Origin of the sequence: Flavobacterium sp., from assembly GCF_041911335.1 — a bacterium.
Taxonomy (GTDB): Bacteria; Bacteroidota; Bacteroidia; order Flavobacteriales; family Flavobacteriaceae; genus Flavobacterium.
This window is the reverse complement of record NZ_JAYRPD010000053.1, coordinates 25560-43936: the sequence shown is the minus strand read 5'-3', so window position 1 is coordinate 43936 and position 18377 is coordinate 25560. Positions and strand designations below refer to the sequence as shown.

General features: G+C 32.2%; 18 protein-coding genes. 10 read left to right on the top strand and 8 right to left on the bottom strand.

The features are described from left to right. Positions 1 to 3 precede the first annotated feature (3 nt). Together ACE3PD_RS08655 and trmB are read right to left on the bottom strand one after the other, a co-directional pair. Positions 4 to 630, bottom strand: a complete 627-nt coding sequence (locus tag ACE3PD_RS08655) for a LysE family transporter (protein WP_374401510.1) — start codon at positions 628 to 630, stop codon at positions 4 to 6. Positions 631 to 683: 53 nt separating this feature from the next. Next, entirely contained in the window at positions 684 to 1358 is a 675-nt protein-coding gene (gene trmB, locus ACE3PD_RS08650) for a tRNA (guanosine(46)-N7)-methyltransferase TrmB (protein WP_374401507.1), read from the bottom strand. Between the two features lie 117 nt (positions 1359 to 1475). Between trmB and ACE3PD_RS08645 the strand changes: the two genes are divergently transcribed. Then, positions 1476 to 2297, top strand: coding sequence for a UDP-2,3-diacylglucosamine diphosphatase (locus ACE3PD_RS08645; RefSeq protein WP_374401505.1), 822 nt, complete (start codon positions 1476 to 1478; stop codon positions 2295 to 2297). Continuing rightward, positions 2297 to 3352: a glycosyltransferase gene (locus ACE3PD_RS08640; RefSeq protein ID WP_374401503.1), complete on the top strand. Its 1056-nt coding sequence runs from the start codon at positions 2297 to 2299 to the stop codon at positions 3350 to 3352. The genes ACE3PD_RS08645 and ACE3PD_RS08640 overlap by 1 nt, the downstream gene beginning before the upstream one ends. On the opposite strand, the gene ACE3PD_RS08635 is transcribed toward ACE3PD_RS08640, so the two are convergent. Both ACE3PD_RS08635 and ACE3PD_RS08630 read right to left on the bottom strand, forming a co-directional pair. Continuing rightward, positions 3326 to 4369, bottom strand: a complete 1044-nt coding sequence (locus tag ACE3PD_RS08635; RefSeq protein WP_374401501.1) for a sensor histidine kinase — start codon at positions 4367 to 4369, stop codon at positions 3326 to 3328. The genes ACE3PD_RS08640 and ACE3PD_RS08635 overlap by 27 nt on opposite strands. Next, positions 4369 to 5058 (bottom strand): response regulator transcription factor, encoded by a 690-nt coding sequence (locus ACE3PD_RS08630; RefSeq protein WP_374401499.1) that lies wholly within the window; start codon positions 5056 to 5058, stop codon positions 4369 to 4371. Before ACE3PD_RS08630 ends, ACE3PD_RS08635 begins: the two co-directional genes overlap by 1 nt. 178 nt (positions 5059 to 5236) lie before the next feature. Here ACE3PD_RS08630 and ACE3PD_RS08625 point away from each other — a divergent pair, with 178 nt between their 5' ends. The 5 genes from ACE3PD_RS08625 (at position 5237) to ACE3PD_RS08605 (ending at position 11932) form a co-directional block, all read left to right on the top strand. Beyond that, positions 5237 to 7999 carry a TonB-dependent receptor domain-containing protein gene (locus tag ACE3PD_RS08625; protein WP_374401497.1) on the top strand — a complete coding sequence of 921 codons (2763 nt, stop codon included), beginning with the start codon at positions 5237 to 5239 and terminating at the stop codon, positions 7997 to 7999. Between the two features lie 142 nt (positions 8000 to 8141). Next, positions 8142 to 9290 carry a hypothetical protein gene (locus ACE3PD_RS08620; RefSeq protein WP_374401495.1) on the top strand — a complete coding sequence of 383 codons (1149 nt, stop codon included), beginning with the start codon at positions 8142 to 8144 and terminating at the stop codon, positions 9288 to 9290. Between the two features lie 108 nt (positions 9291 to 9398). Continuing rightward, positions 9399 to 9737 (top strand): T9SS type A sorting domain-containing protein, encoded by a 339-nt coding sequence (locus ACE3PD_RS08615; RefSeq protein ID WP_374401493.1) that lies wholly within the window; start codon positions 9399 to 9401, stop codon positions 9735 to 9737. 210 nt (positions 9738 to 9947) lie between these two features. Next, the gene (locus tag ACE3PD_RS08610; RefSeq protein WP_374401491.1) at positions 9948 to 10868 is read left to right on the top strand and encodes a T9SS type A sorting domain-containing protein; all 921 of its coding nucleotides are present in this window, start codon (positions 9948 to 9950) and stop codon (positions 10866 to 10868) included. An 83-nt stretch (positions 10869 to 10951) separates the two neighbouring features. Further along, positions 10952 to 11932 (top strand): acyl transferase, encoded by a 981-nt coding sequence (locus ACE3PD_RS08605; protein WP_374401489.1) that lies wholly within the window; start codon positions 10952 to 10954, stop codon positions 11930 to 11932. On the opposite strand, the gene tyrS is transcribed toward ACE3PD_RS08605, so the two are convergent. Beyond that, entirely contained in the window at positions 11925 to 13214 is a 1290-nt protein-coding gene (gene tyrS / locus ACE3PD_RS08600) for a tyrosine--tRNA ligase (RefSeq protein ID WP_374401487.1), read from the bottom strand. The two genes, ACE3PD_RS08605 and tyrS, sit on opposite strands and share 8 nt — an antisense overlap. A 202-nt stretch (positions 13215 to 13416) precedes the next feature. On the opposite strand from tyrS, the gene ACE3PD_RS08595 reads away from it, so the two are divergent. Continuing rightward, entirely contained in the window at positions 13417 to 14412 is a 996-nt protein-coding gene (locus tag ACE3PD_RS08595; protein ID WP_374401485.1) for an NAD-dependent epimerase/dehydratase family protein, read from the top strand. Here the strand turns inward: ACE3PD_RS08595 and ACE3PD_RS08590 are convergent. Genes ACE3PD_RS08590 through ACE3PD_RS08580 form a run of 3 tightly spaced genes read right to left on the bottom strand, consistent with a single transcriptional unit; the run spans position 14390 to position 16835 of the window. Then, a complete protein-coding gene (locus tag ACE3PD_RS08590; protein ID WP_374401483.1) occupies positions 14390 to 14767 on the bottom strand; it encodes a DUF4296 domain-containing protein in 378 nt (125 codons plus the stop codon). The two genes, ACE3PD_RS08595 and ACE3PD_RS08590, sit on opposite strands and share 23 nt — an antisense overlap. Next, positions 14767 to 16113: a dihydroorotase gene (locus tag ACE3PD_RS08585; RefSeq protein WP_374401481.1), complete on the bottom strand. Its 1347-nt coding sequence runs from the start codon at positions 16111 to 16113 to the stop codon at positions 14767 to 14769. The genes ACE3PD_RS08590 and ACE3PD_RS08585 overlap by 1 nt, the downstream gene beginning before the upstream one ends. Beyond that, positions 16113 to 16835, bottom strand: a complete 723-nt coding sequence (locus tag ACE3PD_RS08580) for a polyprenol monophosphomannose synthase (protein WP_374401480.1) — start codon at positions 16833 to 16835, stop codon at positions 16113 to 16115. The genes ACE3PD_RS08585 and ACE3PD_RS08580 overlap by 1 nt, the downstream gene beginning before the upstream one ends. Positions 16836 to 16942: 107 nt before the next feature. On the opposite strand from ACE3PD_RS08580, the gene ACE3PD_RS08575 reads away from it, so the two are divergent. Together ACE3PD_RS08575 and ACE3PD_RS08570 are read left to right on the top strand one after the other, a co-directional pair. Further along, positions 16943 to 17608, top strand: coding sequence for a DUF4271 domain-containing protein (locus tag ACE3PD_RS08575; protein WP_374401478.1), 666 nt, complete (start codon positions 16943 to 16945; stop codon positions 17606 to 17608). A gap of 17 nt (positions 17609 to 17625) precedes the next feature. Next, the gene (locus ACE3PD_RS08570) at positions 17626 to 18375 is read left to right on the top strand and encodes a uroporphyrinogen-III synthase (protein ID WP_026724456.1); all 750 of its coding nucleotides are present in this window, start codon (positions 17626 to 17628) and stop codon (positions 18373 to 18375) included. The last annotated feature ends 2 nt before the right edge of the window (positions 18376 to 18377 follow it).

Here is an 18377-nt window from a genome sequence, read left to right as displayed (position 1 = left end):
AAATTAAAAAAACATTTTATATAGAGATGAAACAGCTACAATTCCGGTTAATGCGGCAATTAAGAAATTGATATTTTGAACTATAAAAGTAAGTTTGTGCTCAATTTTCTTGAAAAACTTTGCATATAGATAAAACACAAAATAAGTTCCAATAGCAGCTGCTAATGAAAATAAAAGAATGGAAACAATATCATACTGAAACAATTCCTTAGAAGCCATCATTAAAGTAGTTAAAGCATACCAAGGAATCGCAAACATATTAAAAGAAGACAATGCCATTCCGTAAAAGAAACGATTTCTTTTCTTGTCAATTTTCACTTCAATTTCTTTTTTCTTTTTGGCATTAAATCCCATTATGGCAAAAGCAATGGTTAACGCAATGAAAATAAAAGTTCCAATTTTTTTCAATCCTTCACTAAAAACAGGATTAGCATCTAAGAATTTTGCGAAATAAGTTCCTAAAAAACTTTGGATAAAAACCACTACGACCGCTCCTAAAGCAAAATTTAAAGCTTGTTTTTGACTTTCTTTGATACTAATTTTAGCAATCGTCATATTCAACATACCCGGAATAATGATACCGCCTATGGAAATTATCAAACCTAAAAAAATGGCTAAAACAAACGTCATAAATTGATTTTTATCAAAAGTAAGGAAGAATATTGAAATGAAAGTAACAAAGATTACTTAATTCGGAACTTAATATAAGTAATAGGTTTGTTTACTTCCAAATACTGACTTTCGTAAAACGTTTGAATTCCAGTCACTTCTGCTGGTGCTCCTTCGTTTTTATAAATATTGTGGTTCGCATAAATTACTTCATGACCTAAACCATGCAACAAGCCTAAAGTATAACCGTGCATGAATTCTGAATCAGTTTTTAAATGCATCAATCCACTTGGTTTTAGGATTTTTTTGTAGCGGTCTAAAAACTCAGCATTGGTCATTCTGTGCTTCGTTCTCTTGTATTTGATTTGTGGATCTGGGAAAGTAATCCAAATTTCAGAAACTTCGTTTTCGGCAAAAATATGATTGATTAATTCGATTTGCGTTCTCACAAAAGCTACGTTATTCATACCAGATTCCACCGCAGTTTTTGCACCACGCCAAAATCTTGCACCTTTGATATCAATTCCAATGAAGTTTTTTTCTGGGAATCTTTCGGCTAACCCAACAGAGTATTCTCCTTTTCCACAGCCTAATTCTAATACTATTGGATTATCATTTTTAAAGAATTCGCTACTCCATTTTCCTTTCAACGGAAATTGATCCCCTACCACTTCTTCTCTGGTTGGTTGAAATACATTGGTAAACGTTTCGTTTTCTTTAAATCGCTTTAATTTATTTTTACTTCCCACTTCTAATTTATTTTGGGCAAAATTAATCAAATAATTAGCAACACAAATAAACTTTTAATAATGTTTCAATAACCTTAACATTAGATAGGTTATCGTTTTTTGCATAAAACTTTTATTTTGAGGAAACGTAAAGTTGAAGTGGCTGTTATTTCCGATGTTCATCTTGGAACATATGGTTGTCATGCCAAGGAATTATTGGATTATTTATCTTCGATAAAACCTAAAATTTTAGTGCTGAATGGCGATATTATCGATATTTGGCAATTTAGAAAATCTTATTTCCCATCGAAACACTTAGAAGTAATTAAAAAGATTATTTCGATGAGTACCAAAGACACAAAAGTGTACTACATCACCGGAAATCACGATGAATTTCTTAGAAAATTTACCGATTTACACATGGGAAATATCAGTTTAATTGATAAACTCGTATTGGAATTAGATCATAAAAGAGCTTGGATTTTTCATGGTGATGTTTTTGATGCTTCGATTACTCAAGCCAAATGGTTAGCAAAATTAGGCGGTTGGGGTTATGATATGTTAATCCTAATCAACCGATTTATCAATTGGGTTTTAGCCCGATTTAACAAAGAACCGTATTCGCTTTCTAAGAAAATTAAAAACAATGTAAAATCTGCTGTTAAATTTATTACTAACTTTGAAAATGTTTGTGTGGAATTGGCAATAGAAAACGACTACGATTATGTAATTTGCGGGCATATTCACGAACCCAAAATTGAGTTCATGGAAAATGAAAAAGGAGAAGTTTTCTATTTGAATTCGGGTGATTGGGTAGAAAATTTAACCGCTTTAGAATACAACAACAAAAAGTGGAAATTATACCAACACGATAGAAATTTTAGTTCGGAGGAAAATGAGTATAATTTTGAAGATGAAAATAAATTAGCCGAACAATTTATTGCGGTTTTGAAAAAGTAATGAAGAAAAAAATACTCATAGCGCCATTAAACTGGGGTTTAGGACATGCCACAAGATGTATTCCTATTATAAAAGCATTGGAAGAAAATGGTTTTGAACCCATTATTGCTTCTGACGGAGTAGCTTTAGCTTTATTAAAAAAAGAATTTCCAAATCTTTTGAATATCGAATTACCTGCATATAACATCCAATATGCAGAAAAAGGAAAAAACTTTAAGTGGAAATTAGCGCTTCAAATGCCAAAAATGATGTTGGCAATCAAAAAAGAGAAATCAAAAATCAACAAGATTATCGAAAATTATGAAATTGATGGAATTATTAGTGATAATCGATTGGGCGTTTATTCTTCAAAAGTGCCTTCGGTTTTCATTACACATCAATTAAATGTACTTTCTGGAAAAACTTCTTGGCTGACTACCAAATTGCATTCACGTTACATTTCTAAATTTGATGCTTGTTGGGTTCCCGATGTGGCTGGTGCGGAAAATTTATCTGGTAAATTAGGGCATCCTGAAAAAATAGTTGAGAAAATCAATTACATTGGACCTTTAAGTCGTATTGAAAAAAAATCGTTACCAATTAAGTACGATATCATGGTTTTATTATCGGGACCAGAACCGCAACGCACTTTATTGGAAAAAAAACTTATCAAAGAATTAGAAAATAGTTCGAAAGAAATTCTTTTTGTAAAAGGTATTGTGGAATCGCAACAGCAAATAGAGAAAGTAAATTCGATTACGTATTACAATTTTATGAACTCAGAGGAGTTAAGTACCGCTTTTAACGAAAGTGAATTTGTGGTTTGCCGTTCGGGTTATACAACGGTTATGGATTTGGCAAAATTGGAGAAAAAAGCTTTTTTTATTCCGACGCCTGGGCAATACGAACAAGAATATTTGGCTAAAAAGTTTAAATCGGAAATTGTGGCTCCAAGTTGCAAGCAAGAGAAATTCAAAGCTTCCAAATTAGAAAAAATTCACTTTTACAAAGGATTTAAGGATTTTTCGGTTGACCCGAATTGGAAAGAATTATTTCGTCTTTTCCAAAGTAAATGAAAATTCTGAACCAACACCAATTTGACTTTCTACATAGATTTTTTCATCGTGTCCTTCGATAATATGTTTCACGATGGCTAATCCTAAACCAGAACCGCCTTCGCTTCTTGCGCCACTTTTGTCCACACGATAAAAACGTTCGAATAAACGTGGAATGTTTTGTTTTTCGATACCTTCACCGTTATCGGTAATTCTTACGATGACTTTATTTTTGGTTAAATCTTCTATTCCTACTTCAGTTGTTCCCCCTTTTTTACCGTATTTGATAGAATTTACTACCAAGTTCGTCACTACTTGTTGGATTTTCTCTTGATCGGCCATTACCCAAATAGGTTTAGCGTATTTCATATCAAAAGTCAAGGTAATGTTTTTGTTAGCTGCTTTCATTTCGAACAAATCAAACACGTTTTGAATTACCTCAACAATATTAAAACGAGTTACATCTAGATTGATTTCACCAACTTCTAATTTGGTAATCATATCCAAATCTTTCACGATGTAAATCAAGCGTTCTACCCCTTTTTCAGCACGTTCTAAATATTTTGTTCGGATATTTTTGTCTTCCATCGCACCATCAAGAAGCGTCAATAAATAACCTTGGATTGTAAAAAGAGGGGTTTTTAATTCGTGCGAAACGTTTCCTAAAAATTCTTTTCGGTATTCTTCTCTAATTTTTAAGGTTTCGATTTCCAATTTTTTATCTCGGGCAAACTTTTTTACTTCTTTCGTCAACGTTGCCATATCGGTTGTCACAGGTTGATTTACATAAGAAGTAGTTTCTAAAAGCGAAACGTCGTCATAAATTTTCTTTACTCTTTTGTAAATAAAATGCTCCACTCTAAATTGAATTAAGAAGAACGTCGCCGCATAAAAAACAAGCGAAAAAGCGAAAACAACTAGTAAATTTAATGACTGAACAAAATAATGATATAAAAAAATAGTCGCTAAAAAGAACAACGTTACGTATACCGATGACTTTAAAGCGAACTTATAAGATTTTTTAAATTTTAATTGCATTAAAATTCGATTTTATATCCCACTCCTTTTATGGTTTTAAAGAAGCTATCTCCAATTTTTTCTCTTAATTTTCTTATGTGAACATCGATAGTTCTTCCACCGACTACTACTTCGTTACCCCAAACTTTGTCTAAGATTTCTTCGCGAGTAAACACTTTTCCTGGTTTTGTAGCTAACAAATAGAACAATTCAAATTCTTTTCGAGGCAGGATGATTTCTTCGCCCTCTTTGATAATTTTGTATTCTTCTCTGTTGATTTCGATATTTCCTACTGTTAAAGTTGTGGTTGACGAAACGCCTTCAACACCTTTTAATCTTCTTAATAATGCTTGTACTTTACTTACTAAAACTTTTGGTTTAATAGGTTTTGCTATGTAATCATCAGCTCCAGCATCAAAACCAGCAACTTGTGAATAATCTTCGGAACGAGCGGTTAAAAAAGTAATGATTGTATCTTGAAGTTCTGGAATTTTTCTAATGTTTTCACAAGCTTCCATTCCGTCCATTTCGGGCATCATTACATCCATAATAATTAATTGAGGATGCTCTTTTTTTGCTTTTGCAACAGCTTCTTTTCCATTAGATGCTGTAACAATTTGATAGCCTTCTTGAGAAAGATTGTATCCTACAATTTCTAAGATATCTTGCTCATCATCAACCAATAAGATCTTAATGTCTTTTTTCTTCATTACAAAATTTGTTATGTTTTGGTTTGTAAAGGTAAAGATAAAATAAAATGTTCAAAGGAGTTTACAATTATTTAATCTATTAACAATTCGGTAACGCATTCACAACTAATTCATAACAGGCAAGTAACTTTACTGTAACACTTCAGCAGTTCCTTTGCACCAAAATTAACAACACAAAATGAAACTACGTTATTTATTATTATCATTATTCTTTTCAGTAGCAATGTTTGCTCAAAATGGAACTGTTACCGGAACTATTTTAGATAAAGAATTTAACAACGAACCTTTACCTTTTGCTAACATTATTATTAAAGGTACTAAACAAGGAACTTCTACAGATGAAAATGGTAAATATTCCATTTCCCTAAAACCTGGCAACTACACTATAGTAATTGGATATTTAGGATACGAAACTAAAGAAATTCCATTTACCTTAAAAGCTAACGAGAAAAAAGTAATTAATTACACTTTAGAAGCTAGTGGAGTTCAATTAGCTGATATTGAAATTATTCAGGTGGTTTCTAAAGAAAAAGAAAGTGCTTTATTGCAAGAACAACAAAAGGCAGTTGAAATTAAACAAAGTATTGGAGCTGAAGAAATTTCGAAAAAAGGAATTGGAGATGTAGCAGCAGCAGTTGCAAAAACATCGGGTATTTCTAAACAAGAAGGCTCAAGCGATATTTTTGTTAGAGGTTTAGGTGATCGATATAACTCTACTACAATGAATGGATTACCATTACCATCAAATAATCCTTCTACTAAAAACATGTCTTTAGATGTTTTCTCAACTGACATTGTAGAATACATTGGAATTGATAAAACATTCAATTATAAAAACTATGGAGACTTTGCAGGAGCAAACGTTGATATTGTTTCTAAAACATACAAAGGAAGCGGAATGATTGAAGTAGGAAGTGGTATGAATGCAAATTCAAATGCCATTTCACAGAACAAATTCTATTTGCAAGACGGACCAAATTTTCATGGTTTCAGTAATCAACCTATACCAAATAATCCATTAGCTAGTTATAATTTTACTACAAGTTGGGACAAACAAGCAGCAACACCTATAGGAAGTTCGTTTTATTTACGTGGCGGTGATTCTTATTCGGTGGGTTCTAACGGAAAATTAAGTTTCTTTTTAAACGCTTCTTTTGACAACAATTACAATTACAAAGAAGGTGTAAGAAGAGGTGGTGTTGAAGCAAGTCAGGGTGTTGCTTATAAAGATTTATTTAGAAAAGCATATGAATACCAAACAAGTTCAAATGCTATGGCTAATATTAATTATAAAATAAACAGTAATCACAACATCAAATTAAATACGATGTATATTAATTCTACATCTCAAAAACACGAAGAGTTTACAGGTGTAATTGATATTTTTGATGCAGCTCCTAATGGTGGAGGATATTTAACACGTTCTACATTTGAAAGAACTTCATTACTTATTAATCAGTTATTAGGTAATCATACTTTCAGTGATCGTATCAACCTTGATTGGGGACTTTCATACAACATGATGACAAACGTAATTCCTGATCGCATGCAAAACACATTCGTACCATCAGATAATGACAACCCAACAACATCTCCACTAATTGTTTCAAACTTAAACAAATCGGACAATCATAGATTTTTTCAAGAAATGACTGATGATGAATTAGCTGGAAATTTTACCTTGTCATACAAATTTGGAAAGACATCTGATGATAAATACAAAGGAAAGTTCATCGCAGGATATAGCGCCAGATATAAAGAAATTAATTTTGATGCAACTCAATTTAACTTCAAAATTAACTCGCAACAAATTATTGATGTAAATAACATTGATGGATATTTTAATCAAAATAGCTTCAATCTAGGGTATTTCGATATTCAAACATTTAGAGGTGGTTTAAGTGCTCCAAATGCATTAGATCCTCAAAATTTTAATGGTCAACAAATTATTTCTGCAGGTTTTGGAGCTATTGAATATCAGTTTACACCAAAATTATTTGTAATTGCTGGTTTCCGATCAGAATATATTATCCAAGATATTTTTTACAGCACTTCATTAAAGTCTGGAAAAAAATTATCTGATACCATGGAATATTTACCTTCATTAACTGCAAAATATGAAATAAGCGAAAAACAAAATATAAAATTTGCAGCTAGTAAAACTTATACTTTACCTCAGTTTAAAGAAAGAGCACCTTTCTTATTTGAAGAAGTAGGACAAAGTTTCTTTGGAAATGAAAACTTATACAACTCTACTGATTATAACTTTGATCTAAAATGGGAAATGTATCCTAAAAATGGTGAAGTTATATCATTTACAGGATTTGGTAAATATATTCAAAACCCAATCAATCAAGTTACAGTTGCTTCTGCTACAAATGATATTTCTTGGGTAAATACAGGAGAAAAAGCAATCGGTTTAGGGATTGAAGGGGAATGGAGAAAAAACATTATTTCAAGAGAAAATAGTACAACAGGTGAAAAAACTAATTTAGGATTTGGATTAAATGTTTCTTATTTATTTACTAATCAAGATTTAGATACTCAAAAAGTAATTGAAGAAAATCCAGGAATTAGTGTAGCATTTACAAATAAAGATTCAAGACTTACAGGAGCTTCTGATTTATTAGTAAACTCTGATATCAGTTTCAACAAAGATTTTAAAAATGATAAATCGCTAACGGCAACTTTAGCTGGAGGTTACTTTTCAGACAGAATTTATGCGCTTGGTGTTACCGGAAAAGGAGATTTAGTAGATAGTGAAGTTATTACTTTAGATTTTGTATTAAAATATAAAATAAACAAAAATATTGGGTTTGGATTTAGTGCAAAAAACTTAACTGACCCAACTATTGAAAGAACACAAGATATACAAAATGTTGTAGTTGACTCTTACAAGAAGGGTAGAAATTTTAGTATTTCGATGAAATATTCATTCTAAACATTGAATTAACAATTAATAAACAAAAGGTGGATTTTACTTAAAATTCACCTTTATTAATTTAATAAACTCATAACATTTAGATAAACGCCTAAAAACAATTCAATTATAGTTTTGTATCAACAAATTAAATAACACAAAAATGAAAAATTTACTATTATCAGCTTTAGCAATAGCTGTTTTAACTTTCACATCTTGTTCAAGAGAAGAAGAATCGGATAACAACAACAATACAGTAACTATTAATCCTGCAGATTTTAAAGGTGAATTATTAGCAGGTCAATCAGCTACTTTAGATCCTACTCAAGTTTATAATTTAACAGGTTCATTTATTGTAAGAGGCGGAGCAACTCTAACAATTCCAGCTGGAACAAGAATTGAAGCTACTGGTGGAACTGCATCGTACATTGCAATTGCACAAGACGGATTACTTTATGTAAATGGAACTTCTACAAATCCTGTTATTATGACAAGTGGAAACGCTGTTAAAGCAACTGGAGATTGGGGTGGTTTAGTAATTTGTGGTAGAGCAAACACTAACAAAGGTGGATCTACAGGTCAAACTGCAACTTCAGAAGTTGGAGATTTAACTTATGGTGGTACTGAAAACACTGACAGTTCAGGTGTTATTCGTTATTTAAGAGTTGAATATACTGGTGCTGCTTTTAATGCTACTAAAGAATTTAATGGAGTATCATTATTTGGAGTAGGAAGCGGAACAGTTTTCGAATATGTTCAAGCTTACAAAAGTGGTGATGACGGAATTGAATTTTTCGGCGGAAATGTAAACGCTAAGTATTTAATTGCTTTACACAGTGAAGATGACGCGGTAGATTTCGCTGATGGATATTCTGGAACACTTGAAAATGTTTTCATTAAAGATGTCGCTAAAGCTGGTGTTGAAGGTTCAAACAACGGAGATAATGGAGCTGCAACTCCAACAACAAACGCAACATTAAAAAACTTTACAATCTTAAAAGGAAGTTTAGCCGGTTCTGAGCACGGAATGTATTTAAAAGAAGGTACTGGTAAATGGAACTGTCAAAACATATATATTGATGGATTTACTAAAGGTTTAAAAATCAATTCATCAACAGCTGATGCTAATTCAAACTTAAACGTTGATAATGGTTTTGTTACTTTCAATCCTATCTATTTTGGAGCAACTATAACAACGAATTCTGAATACGCTGGTACAAATACAACTTATTTAACTGTAGGAACAAACACTGGAGCTGGAAATAGTGGTGCAACACCAACTTGGGCAACTGGCTGGACAACTGGTTTTTAATTAAAAACAAAATTGTATTACATAATCCCTCTTCGCGAGGGATTTTTTATTTGGCATTGTATTTGCAATTAAAAAAATTATTATCTTTACACTCAATAATAGTTGTACATGAAAAAAAATTACTTTTATATTTTTCTTCTTATGTTTTTGTTTTCTTTTAGCCTTCAGGCACAAGAGAACAAATCTGCTATTGCAACTAAAACTCAAGAACCCACAATTGAGGGCTTAGCTATTTATCCAAACCCCGTAAACTCTGATAAAATTTACATTACTACTAAATCGTCTTTAGACAAGAAAGTAGAAATTTTTAATGTACTTGGAAAAAAAGTATTAGAGACGGTTATTACTTCTAAAGAAGTAAATGTGAGCAATTTGGCTGCTGGAGTCTACATTATCAAAATAAAAGAAGGCGATGCAACCGCAACAAGAAAATTAATTATTAACTAGTTCCCTTCTAAAATTAAAACACTAAACTGAAAATTAAGCATAAGTTCTTACTACTCTAATGCCTTTTGTTAATAAAAAAACTTATTAAAAACGTGTTTTTTAGATAATTATAAAAGCAAAAACACAAAATTAATTTAAACTTAACATCTTTTTATTAGTAAGAAATTTAATTTGTTTTTATCTTTGTATTCAATTTTAATTCATATAAACATGAAAAAACTTTACACTTTATTTTTAATAACAATTAGCTGTTTGTCTTTCGGACAAGGTCCTTTTACAGCAACTTATGATTTCGCTTCAGTAACTACAACAACTGGAGCTACTGATCCAACACCTGTCCCAGTTGTTTCAGGGTTGACACTTGGAAGCTTTAATGCTGTTAACACAACAACTCCTCCTACTAATTCTGCAGGAGCTGGGAGATTTGCTTTCGCAAATCAACCTCTTGGCGCAACTAATGGAGATAACACTTACACAAACTATACCGGTGCGCTAGATCCAACTATTTACTATCAAGTTACTGTTACACCAAATTCAGGTACAACTTATAATTTAACAGGAATTACATTTAGAGTTCAAAGATCTGGAACTGGCGTAAGAAATTATGCTGTAAGATCAAGTGCTGATAGTTATGCATCAAACTTAACGGCATCAATCAACCCAGCAAATACAGCTTTAGAAGTTGTTGCAGGAGATATATTCTTTTACAACGCAGATGCAACAGGTGGCCAAAATGGAAGTACCATCACTCTTAGTGGACCAAGTTTTACAAATCTAACAACTCCTGTTACTTTTAGATTTTATGGATATAATGCTGAAGCAGCAGGTGGAAATTTTAGTATTGACGATGTTGCAATTTCTGGAAACGTAACAACATTATCCTCTTCATCTTTCGATGCAATCGAAGGTTTAACAATGTATCCAAACCCTTTAAAAGGAAATACATTATTTATTACTTCAACTGCTAATGCAGAAATGAATGTAAAAATCTACAATGTCTTAGGCAAAGAAGTTTTATCAACTAAAGTTAACAACACTTCAGTTGACGTAAGCAACCTAGCTTCAGGTGTTTATATGGTTAAAATTACTGAAGAAGGAAAAACTGCTACAAGAAAATTAGTTATTCAATAATTAGTTTTTACAATATATTGAAAAGCATCAACGAAAGTTGGTGCTTTTTTATTTAAGACCAATTTGTTTCCTATTTTTGCACCATGATTTCACAAGAAGATATTTTCCAAATTGGCTCTAAAAAAGAATTTGAAAAAATTACTTTAAAAGTATTTCGTCATCAGTACGATAACAATTTGGTGTACCAACAATTTTGCAACTTCTTGAAGAAAGACAAAACCAATGTGAAATCGTTAACCGAAATTCCGTTTTTACCCATTCAGTTTTTCAAAAGTCATAACGTTTTAAGCTCTTCAGAAACTGTTCAACAAACGTTTACAAGCAGCGGCACAACTGGAATGCAAACTAGCAAACATTTAGTTACTGATGTAAGTTGGTATGAAATGAGTTATCGTTTAGGCTTTTCAGAATTCTATGGTAATATTGAAGATTATTGTGTTTTAGCCTTACTTCCATCCTATTTAGAGCGCAAAGGTTCATCTTTAATTTATATGGCAGAAGATTTAATTCAAAGTAGCAATCATGAAGATTCTGGATTTTATTTAAACAATTATGATGAATTGATTTCAAAATTGATTGAATTGGATGATTCGGGTCAGAATGTGATTTTAATTGGAGTTACGTATGCTTTGTTGGATTTAATTGAGAAGCAAAAATTCCAATTAAAAAACACTATCATAATGGAAACCGGCGGCATGAAAGGCAAACGTAAAGAAATGATTCGTGAAGAATTACATTCCATTTTATGCAACGGATTTGGTGTTTCAAAAATTCATTCCGAATATGGTATGACCGAATTACTTTCACAAGCCTATTCATTAGGAGATGGGATATTCGAATGTCCGCCTTGGATGCAAATTTTAGTTCGCGATACAGAAGATGCTTTAACTTATGTTTCCGAAGGAAAAACGGGTGGAATTAACGTTATTGATTTAGCTAACATCAATTCGTGTTCATTCATTGCAACTCAGGATTTGGGAAAAAAATATCCCAACCATTCTTTCGAAGTGTTGGGACGTTTTGATAATTCTGATATTCGTGGTTGTAACCTGATGGTTATTTAACCTTAATAACGTAATAATTTTTCTTTCCTTTTTGTAATAACAAGAATTGATTGTTGATTAAATCCTCTTTTGTAATGATTTTATCTTCACCAACTTTCTCTTTGTTTAAAGAAATCGAGTTTTGTTTCAATTCTCTACGCGCATCACTATTTGAAGCCAAGAAGTTTGTTTTTGCTGCTAATGCCGCAATCATATCCAAACCTACATTCAAATCTTCCATAGAAATCTCAGCTTGAGGAACACCATCAAAAACTTCTAAAAACGTTTTCTCATCTAACTTTTTCAACTCATCCATTGACGGACTAAAGAATGCATTTGAAGCTGCAATTGCATTTTCCAAATCTTCTTTAGAATGAACCATTATAGTGATTTCTTCTGCTAAACGTTTTTGCAACGCTCTTAAATGAGGTGCTTCGTTGTGTTCTGCAATTAATTTTTCAATCGTTTCTTTATCTAAGAACGTGAAAATCTTAATGTATTTTTCAGCATCAACATCCGAAGTATTTAACCAGTATTGGTAGAATTTGTAAGGCGAAGTTCTTTCCGCATCTAACCAAATATTGCCACCTTCCGATTTTCCGAATTTTGTTCCATCAGCTTTTGTAATCAACGGACAAGTTAACGCATACGCTTTCCCAGATTCAATTCTACGAACTAATTCTGTTCCTGTTGTGATATTTCCCCATTGGTCACTTCCACCCATTTGTAGCGTACATTTTTTAGCACGGTATAAATGTAAAAAGTCGTAACCTTGAACTAATTGGTAAGTGAATTCCGTAAACGACATTCCTTCTGAAGTTTCCCCAGTTAAACGTTTTTTAACCGAATCTTTCGCCATCATGTAGTTCACCGTAATGTGTTTTCCTACATCGCGAATGAAATCTAAGAATGAAAATTCTTTCATCCAATCGTAATTGTTTACTAATTCAGCCGCATTTGCTTCGGCTGAAGTAAAATCTAAAAAGCGAGCCAATTGACCTTTAATCGCTTCTTGATTGTGACGTAAAGTAGCTTCGTCTAATAAATTTCTTTCATTAGATTTTCCTGATGGATCACCAATCATTCCAGTTGCTCCACCTACAAGCGCTAACGGTTTATGACCACTCAATTGGAAATGCTTCAACAACATCACTCCAACTAAATGTCCTATATGCAATGAATCGGCGGTTGGATCAATACCCACATACGCCACTCGCATCTGCTCCATCAAATGTTCTTCTGTGCCTGGCATTACGTCGTGGAGCATTCCTCTCCAAGTCACTTCTTCAATAAAATTTTTCATGATTCTTAAATAATTTGAGCAAAGATAGTTTTTAGTTTAAAAGTTTAAAAGTTTTATTCAAAATTCAAGGGCAAATTCAAGGGCAAATTCAAGGGCAAATTCAAGTTCAATTTCAAATGCAAAAACCAATACTAAAGTCAAGTCTATTTTCTGACTTCTAATATCTATATTCTATCTTCTCAAAAAATAGTATCTTTACAACATGATTTTAGTCACAGGAGCAACAGGATTAGTAGGTTCGCATTTATTAGTGCAACTTCTTCAAGAAAATGAGGAAGTCAAAGCCTTATTCCGTTCCGAAAAACAAATTGAAAAAGTAAAAAATGTTTTTGCTTTTTATAATCAAACCGCTCTTTTTGATAAAATCCAATGGGTAAAAGGCGATATTACGGATATTCCTTCGCTAGAAATTGCTTTTGTAAATATCACTCACGTATATCATTGCGCTGCTTTGATTTCGTTTGACCCAAGCGATGAAGATGAACTTCGAAAAATCAACATTGAAGGAACTGCAAACATTGTAAATTGTTGTATTGACTTTGGTGTGAAAAAACTTTGTCATGTAAGTTCAATTGCTGCTTTAGGAAATCCAAAAGAATACGAAACGACCATCACAGAAGAAACCGAATGGAATCCAGAAGAATTACATAGTGATTATGCGATTACAAAATATGGCGCTGAAATGGAAGTTTGGCGTGGACATCAAGAAGGTTTAGAAGTCGTAATTGTGAATCCAGGTGTGATTTTTGGTTACGGTTTCCCGAAAAAAGGAAGTGATGTAATTATTCAATCCGTTAAAAAAGGATTATCATTTTACACTAAAGGAAATATTGGAATTGTATCCGTTGACGATGTTGTGAAAAGCATGATGCAATTAATGAAAAGTGATAGTAATGGAGAACGTTATACTTTAGTGGGTGAAAATATTTCCACGAAAGACTTACTCGATTTTATTGCAGAGGAATTGAAATTGAAAAAACCAACTATCGAAGCATCAAAATGGATGACTTCTTTCGCTTGGCGAATGGATTGGTTGATTTCAAAATTACTGAATCGTAAAAGAAAATTAACCCGAAGTACTGCAAATGCATCGCACACTGCAACCACTTTTGATACTTCAAAAATTGAAGGTGCACTTAATTTTACTTTTCAGAAAAAAGAAAGTTATTTAAAAGCTATTCTACAGATGAATCAATAGCGCTTTTGCCTGTTTCTTGATTTGCACCTTTATCCCCAGGGTTCTCTTTTTCCAATCTTTCTAAAACTTTATCGTAGATTTTTTTGTATTTTCTAGCATCTCCAGCATAATACAATTGATTTTGACGATAAGTTGTACTATCAATTTTATACTTTTCAAAAATATATTGATCCATCTTTATGTCTTGCTCCATCAATTTATTTGGCATAGAACCATCAATAGCTTGAAGCAGAGAAATATCATATAAAATATTTATCATAGTTTCCTCGTCTAACAAATTATCCGGTTTTGGAACGGGATTCTTTGAACAAGAAACTACAAATAAAGCAAAAAACAAAATGAATAACTGTCTCATTATATTTCTCTTTCAAATAATAAACGTTGGCCTACTTTTAAATCTTTTACTTTACCGTTTTGATAAACTAATTTTCCGTTAACAAAAGTATGAGTTACTCTTGATTTGAAATTATATCCTTCAAATGGCGACCAACCGCATTTATATAAAATATTCTCTTTTTTTACATTCCAAGGCAAATGCGCATTAACAATTGCTAAATCGGCATAATATCCTTCACGAATAAAGCCACGTTTCTCAATTTTAAAAATTTTAGCTGGATTGTGACACATCTTTTCTACAATCTTTTCTACTGAAATTTTTCCTTGATGATGCGCTTCAAATAAAGCTACAACCGCATGTTGTACTAACGGACCTCCTGAAGGACAAGTTAAATATGGATTACATTTTTCTTCTAAAGTATGAGGAGCATGATCAGTAGCAATTACATCGATTCTATCATCTAATAACGCTTTCCAAAGTGCATCTTTGTCTGCTTGAGTTTTCACTGCTGGATTCCATTTAATTAATGACCCTTTTGCATCATAATCCGCATCGGTAAACCACAAATGATGAATACAAACCTCAGCGGTAATTTGTTTTTGCTCTAATGGAATTTTATTGGTAAATAAATCCATTTCTTTTGCCGTTGACAAATGAAAAACATGCAAACGAGCTCCTGTTTTCTTTGCTAACTCAATTGCTCTTGAAGAAGACAAATAACATGCTTCTTCACTTCGAATTAAATGATGAAATTTCATAGGAATATCATCACCATATTCTTCTTTATATTTTTGAGTATTGGCTTTAATCGTAGCCTCATCTTCACAATGAACCGCAATTAACATTTTTGTTGAAGAAAAAATCTTTTCTAAAACTTCCGGATTATCCACCAACATATTACCTGTTGAAGAACCTAAAAACAATTTAATTCCGGCAACATTTCTTGGATTGGTTTTTAAAACTTCTTCTAGATTGTCATTGGTTCCTCCCATCATAAACGAATAATTCGCATATGATGTTTTAGCTGCAATTTGATATTTATCTTCTAAAAGCTCTTGCGTAACGGCATTTGGAACTGTATTAGGTTGCTCTATAAATGACGTGATTCCGCCTGCAACTGCAGCTCTACTTTCTGTCTCAATATTTCCTTTATGAGTAAGTCCTGGTTCTCTGAAATGCACCTGATCGTCAATAGCTCCTGGAATCACATAACTCCCTTCTGCATCAATAATAACACAGTCAGATGATTTTGGACTAATTTTCTCAGCAATTTCCTTAATGAATTCATTTTCAATTAAAATATCACCCTCAAAAATAGCTCCTTCATTAACAATTTTGGCATTTCGAATTAAAATAGTACTCATTATAATCTATTAAATATTTTACGTAATCTCAACATTATCACTCCAACAACAGCTTCACGGATAATTCCTCCACTCATTTTGGATTGTCCTTTAGTTCTATCGGTAAAAATGATAGGCACTTCTACAATTTTAAAATTTTTGACAAAAGCACGGTATTTCATTTCAATCTGAAACGCATAACCCACAAACTTTATTTTATCTAAGTTGATAGCTTCTAAAACTTGTCTTTTGTAACATTTAAAACCTGCCGTAGCATCTGCAATTTTCATACCTGTTATCATTCTTACATATACAGAAGCAAAATATGAAAGCAAAACACGACTCAAAGGCCAATTTACCACATTAACCCCGTTAGAATATCGAGAACCAATTGCTACATCGGCACCGTTTTCACACGCAGCTAACAGCTTTTCTAAATCGTTTGGATTGTGAGAAAAATCGGCGTCCATTTCAAAAATATAATCATATCCATGAGAAAGCGCCCATTTAAACCCAGCCACATAAGCCGTTCCTAAACCCGATTTTTTCATGCGTACTTTCAAGTGCAACTGTGTTGGAAATTCTTTTTGTAATTCTTCTACTTTTGCCGCTGTACCATCAGGCGAATTATCATCCACAATTAAAACATGAAAAGGAGTTGGCAAAGCAAAGACCGCCTTTACAATCGCTTCTATATTTTCAATTTCGTTGAATGTTGGAATAATAACTATACCCTGAGCCATAAAAAAACTTGTATTTCAATTGCAAAAATAAGGTATTTCTAGCTGACTATTCTTAATAATTTTATAATAATGAATATGACAGTATTTTTTGTAATTTTGCAGCAATTATGTTAGCAATTCAATTACACGACAGAATCATCGAAAGCAAAGATTGGGCCACCATCTTGTTTGTGATTTGCGTGGCTATAATTGCTATTAATAAAACTATATCATCTGTTCGATTTAACGAGTTTGTTCGATTGGCTTACTCCGACAAATACACTAAAATTTATCGCGATAGTAGTAACTTGATGAGTGGTTTTACTATTTCGATGTTTGTTTTACAATTGATTTCGTTTTCATTTTTTACGCTATTGGTTTTAAATCAATTTAATAGAGCTGAAAAAACGGACTTGATTGTTTACATCCAAATCTTCACTTTTTTGAGTGTTTTTATCCTTTCCAAATTCTTAGTTGAAAAAATTATTGCAACAGCTTTTAAAATTGAAGAATTCAACGAGCAATTTAACTTGTTGAAAGTGAATTACAGAGCTTATTTTGGATTCATTTTATTACCTGTTAATATCATTTTATTCTACAATTCGTTTGATTCGGATTGGTTTTTTTGGACATTATTGATTACCCTAATCACGATAAACATCACTACTTACTTGGTTGCATTGAAATTGTATCAAAATTTACTATTACGTAAAATATTTTATTTTATTTTATATCTTTGCACCCTTGAAATAGCACCTTACTATTTTATTTATAATTGGTTTACAAAAAATTAGAGAGAAATATGTCAAATTTGAAAGTGAAAACAATATTAGTTTCACAACCAGAGCCTAAAGTAGAAAATTCTCCGTATTTTGAGCTTCAAAATAAACTGAAAGTAAAGGTTGATTTTCGACCTTTCATCCATGTAGAAGGTGTTCCAGCTAAAGAAGTTCGCGCTCAAAAAATCGACTTAAATAATTATACTGCCATCATATTAACAAGTAGAAATGCTGTAGATCACTTTTTTAGAGTGGCTGAAGAAATGCGCTACAAAGTGCCAGAAGATTTAAAATATTTCTGTCAATCTGAAGCGGTTGCTTTTTACTTACAGCGTTATGTAGTATATAGAAAGAGAAAAATTTATGTGGGTCAAAAAGACTTCGCTGATTTAGCTCCGCTAATTAAAAAATACAAAGACGAAAAATTCTTATTACCAAATACCGACCAATTAAACGCTGATGTTCCACAAACATTAGATGGTTTAAAAGTAGAATGGAAACAAGGTATTTTCTACAGAACAGTAATGAGTGATTTATCAGACTTGAAAGATGTTTATTACGACATTTTAGCGTTTTTTAGTCCAACAGGAATTAAATCGTTATTTAAAAACTTCCCTGATTTTCAACAAAACAATACTAGAATTGCTGTTTTTGGAGAAACCACTAAAAAAGAAGCTTTAGAACATGGTTTACGTGTTGACATCATGGCTCCAAGCCCTGGAACACCATCGATGACAGGAGCTTTAGAAAAATATGTAGCTGAAGCTAACAAAGGAAAATAAAA

Bases quoted from the DNA above. Each gene is read 5' to 3' on its own strand.
- ACE3PD_RS08590 (WP_374401483.1), bottom strand. From the start codon at position 14,767: ATGAGACAGTTATTCATTTTGTTTTTTGCTTTATTTGTAGTTTCTTGT.
- ACE3PD_RS08625 (WP_374401497.1), top strand. From the start codon at position 5,237: ATGAAACTACGTTATTTATTATTATCATTATTCTTTTCAGTAGCAATG.
- ACE3PD_RS08615 (WP_374401493.1), top strand. From the start codon at position 9,399: ATGAAAAAAAATTACTTTTATATTTTTCTTCTTATGTTTTTGTTTTCT.
- ACE3PD_RS08630 (WP_374401499.1), bottom strand. From the start codon at position 5,058: ATGAAGAAAAAAGACATTAAGATCTTATTGGTTGATGATGAGCAAGAT.
- ACE3PD_RS08620 (WP_374401495.1), top strand. From the start codon at position 8,142: ATGAAAAATTTACTATTATCAGCTTTAGCAATAGCTGTTTTAACTTTC.
- ACE3PD_RS08585 (WP_374401481.1), bottom strand. From the start codon at position 16,113: ATGAGTACTATTTTAATTCGAAATGCCAAAATTGTTAATGAAGGAGCT.
- ACE3PD_RS08640 (WP_374401503.1), top strand. From the start codon at position 2,297: ATGAAGAAAAAAATACTCATAGCGCCATTAAACTGGGGTTTAGGACAT.
- ACE3PD_RS08655 (WP_374401510.1), bottom strand. From the start codon at position 630: ATGACGTTTGTTTTAGCCATTTTTTTAGGTTTGATAATTTCCATAGGC.
- ACE3PD_RS08605 (WP_374401489.1), top strand. From the start codon at position 10,952: ATGATTTCACAAGAAGATATTTTCCAAATTGGCTCTAAAAAAGAATTT.
- ACE3PD_RS08610 (WP_374401491.1), top strand. From the start codon at position 9,948: ATGAAAAAACTTTACACTTTATTTTTAATAACAATTAGCTGTTTGTCT.
- ACE3PD_RS08575 (WP_374401478.1), top strand. From the start codon at position 16,943: ATGTTAGCAATTCAATTACACGACAGAATCATCGAAAGCAAAGATTGG.
- ACE3PD_RS08635 (WP_374401501.1), bottom strand. From the start codon at position 4,369: ATGCAATTAAAATTTAAAAAATCTTATAAGTTCGCTTTAAAGTCATCG.
- ACE3PD_RS08595 (WP_374401485.1), top strand. From the start codon at position 13,417: ATGATTTTAGTCACAGGAGCAACAGGATTAGTAGGTTCGCATTTATTA.
- ACE3PD_RS08580 (WP_374401480.1), bottom strand. From the start codon at position 16,835: ATGGCTCAGGGTATAGTTATTATTCCAACATTCAACGAAATTGAAAAT.
- tyrS (WP_374401487.1), bottom strand. From the start codon at position 13,214: ATGAAAAATTTTATTGAAGAAGTGACTTGGAGAGGAATGCTCCACGAC.